Raw genomic sequence first — 6,430 nt, 5'->3', positions numbered from 1 at the left:
AAGATGTCCATTATCGATCATGGACATTATCGACAGCAGAGGCTCACCGTCAGAGCAGTCACAACGGACGGATACGCGTTGATTACACGGAGTCGGGTTCGACCTTTCCTGGATCGGCGGCCCGGACATAGGCGTAGAGGGTCGGCTTAGAGATGCCCATCATCGCGCAGATCCTGGCGATCGGCACCTGACGCTCATTGTATAGGCGGATCGCGAGCTCGCGCTTGTCTTTGTTCAGGCGTGGAGGGCGTCCGCCCTTGCGGCCTCGGGCGCGTGCGGCCGGCAGTCCGGCCTGAGTACGATCGCGGATCAGGGTGCGCTCGAACTCGGCCAGGGCACCGAAGATGTGGAAGGTGAGCTTGCCGGCCGGACTGGTGGTATCGATCGCCTCGTGCAGCGAGCGCAGACCGACGACCTTGTTGTCGAGATCGCCAACCCAGTCGATCAGGTCCCGAAGCGACCGGCCGAGACGGTCGAGACGCCAGACGACGAGCGTGTCGCCGGTGCGCAGGATGTCCTTGAACTGCGCGAGGCCGGGGCGGGCGGAGGCCGCACCGGACATCTTGTCGACGATCACCCGTTCGCAACCGGCCGCCTCGAGCGCGTCGCGCTGCAGATCGAGGTTCTGGTCATGGGTGGAGACCCGCGCATAGCCGATCAGCATGGGTGGCGCGTGACCGATGGGCAGGGAACCCGTGCGGGCATGTCGTTTCCTGTCGAAGATTGGCTTACCATATTTACTTACTCGCGGAGCCCTTTTTCCGTAATTGGTGGGAAGGCGGCGCGGCATGGGCAAGCAATCCTTCGTTTGATTGCCCACGCCGAAAGAGACAGGACCCTCGCATGTGTCATCACTTTCCTGATGACATCAAACGCAGGTTGTCATAGGGACACTCTTGTCTAGTCAGGAGGCGAGCCATGTCCCTCACAGTTGACCTCCGGGTTGCCTCTAATGGCCGCCTCGTCCTTCCTAAGGCCATGCGCGATGCCATGGGCCTTCACGGTGACGCCAAGGTCGTGGCGACCATCGACGGCGATGAGGTCAGGCTCACGCCCGTGCACCACGGCGCACGGCGGGCGCAGGAACTGTACCGGACTCACGTGAAGTCTCCACACAGCGTCGACGACTTCCTGCGCGAGCGCCGGGAGGAGGCGGACCGAGACGAGGGCAGGGCAACCTCCGATGACGTGGACGCCCGCGCTTCGTGACCTCCGTCGTGCTCGACGCCTCCGCGGTGCTGGCCTTTGTGAAGGGCGAGACCGGGGGCGAGGCCGTGTTGCCCTATGTCGGCGACGCCGCGATCTCCGCCGTGAACCTGCAGGAGGTCGTCAAGGAGTTGCTCCGCGACGGGCTAGAGGTGGAGATCGTTCGAGAGATCGTCGACGGACTGCGCTTGGCCGTCCATGACCACGACGCCGCGGCGGCTTATGCGGCAGCCGGGCTCCATGCGCAGACCGAGCGATACGGTCGGGGGCTTGGGGATCGGACCTGCATGGCTCTGGGACTCAGCTTAGGCCTACCGGTCCTTACCGCCGACCGCGAATGGCGTCGGGTGGAGGTCGAGGGGCTGGCGCTGGAACACATCCGATAGGCACCATCGGCCGGACAGGGTGGGTCAGGCATGAGGCGGCCTGATGTTGCGATAGGGTCTAGACCGCCTTGGGCGGACGTTCCACGAAGATATTCAGACCTAAGTGAGACACCCGTTCTCTGACAGTGGACGTTTCATGGAGCCGTCCCGCATGGGTGCACCTTGCTGCGACCCTGCGGTTAATTTGGATCTCAGACGTCAGCCTACGACGAGGGCGATGACCATGATCGCGGTCAGCGCACCCAAGCCGCGCGAGACGAGGGTTCCGTCCGCGCCCAGGCGCCGTCCAAGCCGTCCCGCTCCCAGACCGATCGCAACGCCCGCAAGGTGCAAGAGCGCCGTCGACAGAACGAAGCCCGTGCCGAGCCGCAGAGATCCCGCTCCGCCGAGTTCGGTTCCGTGGGCATAGCCCTGGAAAAGGGAACATCCCGATGAGACAGGCGCAGACCCGGACGTCCATCCGCACGGCCATTGCGACCAGCAGTCCGAGCACGACCGTCGAGGACAGGATCATTGGTTCGGCCATTGGCAGCAGGACATGGGCCAAGGCCAGCGCGAATTCTATGATCATGACCCCGACGAAGGCGGATGGCACTTCCTAGAGAGCCTGACCGCCGAGGAGGCTCGCCCACAGACCGACGGCGACTATCGCGAGGATGTGGTCGAGATCGAAGAGGTACCGCTGCACAATCACCTGACGAAGGTGTCGAGCTTCAATCTCGGTGACGACACCTGGGCGCCAAAGCTGCTGGACTTCGTGAAGGCCGTGACGAAATAGATTCGGCGTCGAGGGGTCGAGACGCCGGATTTGGCCGTTCCGTCCGGCGCCGTCCGGCGCTTCGGCGGCTGGTAAGCGGCTCCAGTATACTGGGAAGGCGCGTGCGCAATCGTGGCTAAGACTCATCACGCCGGCGGCGGCGCGACAATGAGGAAGCGCCACAGCGTCGGCAGACGCTAGGGCTCTCGTCCGTCCGGGTGGGGATCACGGCGTCTTGAACCTCGACCATCGCGGACGTGGCCTCGCGGTATCGCCCGTCACGCGCCCCGCCTCGGTCCGCACGTCCACAGAGGCGCCGCTATCCATTCCACATCATGCCCTGCGGCGGGTTTTCGCCCGTGGCTCCTCGCCACCTCCGCGCCGCAGCGCCGCTTCCGACGCGGAGCGGGCGAGCGGTAGCGCTTGCAACGGCCGTCTCCACCGGCCCGGAAGTGCCCCGCCGACTATACAATTGATCTGGCAAGGAATAGGATTGGCGCCGGGAGGAGCGGGATGGGGGGTATCGCGCCTGAGCGACACTGGGATCGGTATTCCGATGTCCCCCGGATCGTGCTGTCGCAGGCTGCCGGCTCCGGACTGTTTCAGGAGGTGCATTACGGCAACGGCGGCACCTGGGATGTCGAGACGACCGGTCTGCACTTCGCGGAACTCGTGACGCCCGCGGTCCATGTCGAGGCGGGCCGCAGGGCGCCGTCGCGCAGGGTCATCCCGAGCTCAGCGATTGCCACGCCGGGGACCGGGCTCGTCGGCGGCTGGCGGGGCCGGATGATCGGCCGGCACCTCTTCGTGACGGCCTCGGACGCGAGCCGGATCCTCGATCGGGACATAGCGTCGGGCCCGATGACGAGCCGTGGCTTCCGGCGGGAGGGGGAGGCGGAGGGCGCGCAGGACGTCGTCTACCGCATCCTATCCACGATCGGCCACGCCTTCCGGACGGATGGACCGATGGATCCCGAGTTCCTGGACCATCTCGTCTGCGCCCTCGTCCTTCACGCCGGCCACCGCCCGTCCGCCCGGGCATATCCCGTCGCGAGGGCGGCCCGGACCGGTCCGGACCGGAGGATCGCGCGATCGGTCGACCTGATCCGCAGCCGGTGCGGCGACCGCCTGCCGCTGATCGACCTCGCCGAGGAAGCCGGCGTGAGCGTCTCGTATTACTGCCAGAAGTTCCGCGAGATGACCGGCGAGACGCCGCATCGCTTCATTTTGCGCCAGCGGGTCTTCCTGGCACGCGAGCTGCTGCGCGACGGGGAGCGCTCGATCGTGGACGTGGCGCTCGAGTCCGGCTTCAACGATCAGAGCCACTTCACCTCCGTGTTCAAGCGGTTCACCGGCACGACGCCGGCTCGCGCCCGGTCGCATCGGGACGCTTGACCGCCGCGCCGACGGACCCGAACGACTCCGACGCCCGCGAATGCCCACCCGGAGACGGCGCGCGTCCGGCGGCAAGTGTCGACGTTTCTGATAATGGTTAACAGATTTTGACAGACGGCCTCCCCGCCGCCGGCGACTATCCCGGCCAAGGTCACCTCGATCACGTCGGCGCGAGAAGCCGGCGCGTTTGGGCGCCGTGCGTCATCGGGAGGATGACGCCCGCGCGGGACCGGGACGCCGGGGAGGACGCCGCATCATGCATGTTCCGAAAATGATCATGGGCGCCGCGAGCGTCGCGGCCATCGCCGCGCTTCTTGCCACCGGCGCCGCGGCGGACGAGTGGCGCAGGGTGGCGCCCGAGGCGGTCGGGATGTCGGCCGAGCGGCTGCAGCGGCTCACCGATGCGATGCAGGGCTATGTCGACGACGGCGACGTGGCCGGGATCGTGCTGCTGATCGCGCGCGACGGGAAGGTCCCGTATTTCGAAAGCTTCGGCGCCCGCGACCTCGCTTCCGGCTCCCCGATGGAGGAGGACACGATCTTCCGCATCGCCTCGCAAACCAAGGCGATCATCTCGGCCGGCGCGATGCTCCTTCAGGAGGAAGGTCTCCTGCTGGTGGAGGATCCGGTCGGCAAATATCTTCCGGAATGGATGTCCACCATCGTCGGGGTGCCGAACGACACGGGTGGCTTCGACGTGGTGCCGGCGGAACGGCCAATCACGATCCGCGATTTGCTGACGCACACATCCGGCGTTCCATATGGAAGCTGGCAGAATGGCGTGACGGATGCGGCCTGGGACGCCGCGGGCATTCCTGGCTGGTATTTTGCCAGCGATGACGAGCCGATCCGGGACATCGTGCGGCGGATGGCGTCGTTGCCGATGCTGGCCCAGCCGGGAACGAAATGGGCCTACGGCAACAATATCGACGTCCTCGGCGCGCTGATCGAGGAGATATCCGGGCAACCGCTGGACGCGTTCCTGCGTGACCGGTTCTTCGAGCCATTGGGCATGGACGACACATACTTCTTCCTGCCGGAGGACAAGGCGGATCGGCTGGCGACGGTCTACGACCGCGCGGAGGACGGCACGCTGACCCCCGCCGCCGAGGCCGGCGCCATGGGCGACCAGGGCGATTACGTCGTGGGGCACGGGCCGAACGTCACCTTCTCGGGCGGGGCGGGCCTGCTGTCGACGGCACATGACTACTCAGTGTTCCTCGAGATGATCCGCAACGGAGGCGTCACGATGGACGGCGACCGCATCCTCTCGCCCATGTCGACCACACTGATGACGACCGACCATACCGGCGACATCGCGTTCCGGCCCGGGGCGGGCTTCGGCTATGGATTCCAGGTCGCGACCGATCAGGGCGCGCTCGGGATCCCCGGCCATGACGGCGAGTTCCGCTGGGGCGGGGCCTACCATTCGACCTACTGGGTCGATCCGGAAGCCGAGATGGTCGTGACCTACTTCACGCAGTTCGGCGAAACCGGCGGTCTCGACGATCAGGCCAAGCTCCGCGCGCTGATCTACCAAGCCATTGTCAACTAGGGAGGATAATCCATGACATATCACAGACCATATAAGATGACCGCCGCGGCGGCGGTCGTCGCTGTCTTCGGCGCAGCCGGAACGGCGCAGGCTGTCACGTTCGACGCGATCCAGATCTTCGGGGATAGCTTTTCGGACACCGGTGCCGGGTTCCCGCTGACGGATGGCGGGACAGCTGCAAGCTATCTCGCAGAGTTCTTTGACAATCCGGCCGTCCTTCCGGACGAACCCATGCCGGGCCGCAGCTCGATCAACTTTGCCGAGAGCGGCGCGCGGGTCGGTATCGAGAATACCCCCACGAGCCCCACCAGCCTCACCAACCAGGTCGCGAACTACGTGAGTCTTGTGACGAGCGGAGTTGCCTCGTTCGATCCGGCCTCCACGCTGTTTTTCCTCTCCGGTGGCCTCAACGATCGCGGCGAGCCGGCGGAGAACGTCACCGCATCCTACCGGGAGCAGGTTGCCGAGCTCGTCGAGCTGGGTGCGAGGTATATCCAGATCGCGATCCTTCCCCGGGAGGTTCCGGCGTTCACTGCAACCTCAGATAACCTGAATCCGGCTTATCGGGAGCTCGTGCCGGAACTCGATGCCTTCTACGGCGACGTTAGCATCACGCTGAGCAATTGGGGTATGTACTTCGACGACATCATCAATGACCCTGATACCTATGGTTTTACGAACGTCACGGATGCCTGCCTGTCGGGGTTCGGTCCGGGCGCGACAGTCTGCGACAGCCCGGAAACCTACTTCTACTACTTCAGCGCGCACCCGTCGGACTCCGCGCACCGGATCGTCGGGCAGCGTCTCTATGCGGACATTCTAGGGCTGGACCCGGTGGTCGCGCCCGTTCCGCTCCCGGCAGCTGGGCTTCTGCTCCTTGCCGGTATGGGTGGCTTCGGCGTTCTCCGCCTGCGCCGCCGCGGCTGAACACATAAAACTTGGGCCCGCGCTTTGCGGGCCCCAGGGCGTCCGCTCAGAACGGCCGTCATGTCCCGTTTTACCGCGTTCCGACAATAATGCGGCTGGAGCAATCGTGATGCTTTTGGCTTAAGCGGGGCGTTGATGGTGTAACCGCCCCCCGACGGCACACTGTGCCAAGGTGGGATCGCAACAATCCAACTTGGGAGGCGG

At 65.4% G+C, this 6,430-nt stretch carries 7 protein-coding genes and 1 pseudogene; 6 read left to right on the top strand and 2 right to left on the bottom strand.

Features of this window, described 5'->3' with window-relative positions:
• Window positions 1-82: 82 nt before the first annotated feature.
• On the bottom strand, window positions 83-664 hold the full coding sequence (locus tag Q1A87_RS22645; RefSeq protein ID WP_299656871.1) for a recombinase family protein: 582 nt from the start codon (window positions 662-664) through the stop codon (window positions 83-85).
• A 254-nt stretch (window positions 665-918) separates the two neighbouring features.
• Here Q1A87_RS22645 and Q1A87_RS22640 point away from each other — a divergent pair, with 254 nt between their 5' ends.
• Together Q1A87_RS22640 and Q1A87_RS22635 are read left to right on the top strand one after the other, a co-directional pair.
• Window positions 919-1,209 carry a hypothetical protein gene (locus tag Q1A87_RS22640; RefSeq protein ID WP_299656868.1) on the top strand — a complete coding sequence of 97 codons (291 nt, stop codon included), beginning with the start codon at window positions 919-921 and terminating at the stop codon, window positions 1,207-1,209.
• On the top strand, window positions 1,206-1,592 hold the full coding sequence (locus tag Q1A87_RS22635; RefSeq protein WP_299656865.1) for a type II toxin-antitoxin system VapC family toxin: 387 nt from the start codon (window positions 1,206-1,208) through the stop codon (window positions 1,590-1,592). The genes Q1A87_RS22640 and Q1A87_RS22635 overlap by 4 nt, the downstream gene beginning before the upstream one ends.
• A 198-nt stretch (window positions 1,593-1,790) precedes the next feature.
• Here the strand turns inward: Q1A87_RS22635 and Q1A87_RS24360 are convergent.
• Window positions 1,791-2,163, bottom strand: a pseudogene (locus tag Q1A87_RS24360) (HupE/UreJ family protein).
• Here Q1A87_RS24360 and Q1A87_RS22630 point away from each other — a divergent pair.
• The 4 genes from Q1A87_RS22630 to Q1A87_RS22615 all read left to right on the top strand — a co-directional run bounded on the left by Q1A87_RS22630 (window position 2,131) and on the right by Q1A87_RS22615 (window position 6,226).
• The gene (locus tag Q1A87_RS22630) at window positions 2,131-2,370 is read left to right on the top strand and encodes a hypothetical protein (RefSeq protein WP_299656862.1); all 240 of its coding nucleotides are present in this window, start codon (window positions 2,131-2,133) and stop codon (window positions 2,368-2,370) included. The pseudogene Q1A87_RS24360 and the gene Q1A87_RS22630 sit on opposite strands and share 33 nt — an antisense overlap.
• Before the next feature lie 492 nt (window positions 2,371-2,862).
• Window positions 2,863-3,744: an AraC family transcriptional regulator gene (locus tag Q1A87_RS22625; RefSeq protein WP_299656859.1), complete on the top strand. Its 882-nt coding sequence runs from the start codon at window positions 2,863-2,865 to the stop codon at window positions 3,742-3,744.
• Between the two features lie 256 nt (window positions 3,745-4,000).
• Entirely contained in the window at window positions 4,001-5,299 is a 1,299-nt protein-coding gene (locus Q1A87_RS22620; protein ID WP_299656856.1) for a serine hydrolase domain-containing protein, read from the top strand.
• A 36-nt stretch (window positions 5,300-5,335) separates the two neighbouring features.
• Entirely contained in the window at window positions 5,336-6,226 is an 891-nt protein-coding gene (locus tag Q1A87_RS22615; RefSeq protein ID WP_299656854.1) for an SGNH/GDSL hydrolase family protein, read from the top strand.
• Window positions 6,227-6,430: the final 204 nt, after the last annotated feature.

Origin of the sequence: uncultured Jannaschia sp., assembly GCF_947494055.1 — a bacterium.
Taxonomy (GTDB): domain Bacteria; phylum Pseudomonadota; class Alphaproteobacteria; order Rhodobacterales; family Rhodobacteraceae; genus Jannaschia.
This window is presented reverse-complemented; position numbering and strand designations above follow the sequence as displayed.

Excerpts from the sequence above, each read along its gene's own strand:
- Q1A87_RS22645 (WP_299656871.1), bottom strand. The coding sequence starts at position 664 with ATGCTGATCGGCTATGCGCGGGTCTCCACCCATGACCAGAACCTCGAT.
- Q1A87_RS22640 (WP_299656868.1), top strand. The coding sequence starts at position 919 with ATGTCCCTCACAGTTGACCTCCGGGTTGCCTCTAATGGCCGCCTCGTC.
- Q1A87_RS22630 (WP_299656862.1), top strand. The coding sequence starts at position 2,131 with ATGGGCCAAGGCCAGCGCGAATTCTATGATCATGACCCCGACGAAGGC.
- Q1A87_RS22625 (WP_299656859.1), top strand. The coding sequence starts at position 2,863 with ATGGGGGGTATCGCGCCTGAGCGACACTGGGATCGGTATTCCGATGTC.
- Q1A87_RS22620 (WP_299656856.1), top strand. The coding sequence starts at position 4,001 with ATGCATGTTCCGAAAATGATCATGGGCGCCGCGAGCGTCGCGGCCATC.
- Q1A87_RS22615 (WP_299656854.1), top strand. The coding sequence starts at position 5,336 with ATGACCGCCGCGGCGGCGGTCGTCGCTGTCTTCGGCGCAGCCGGAACG.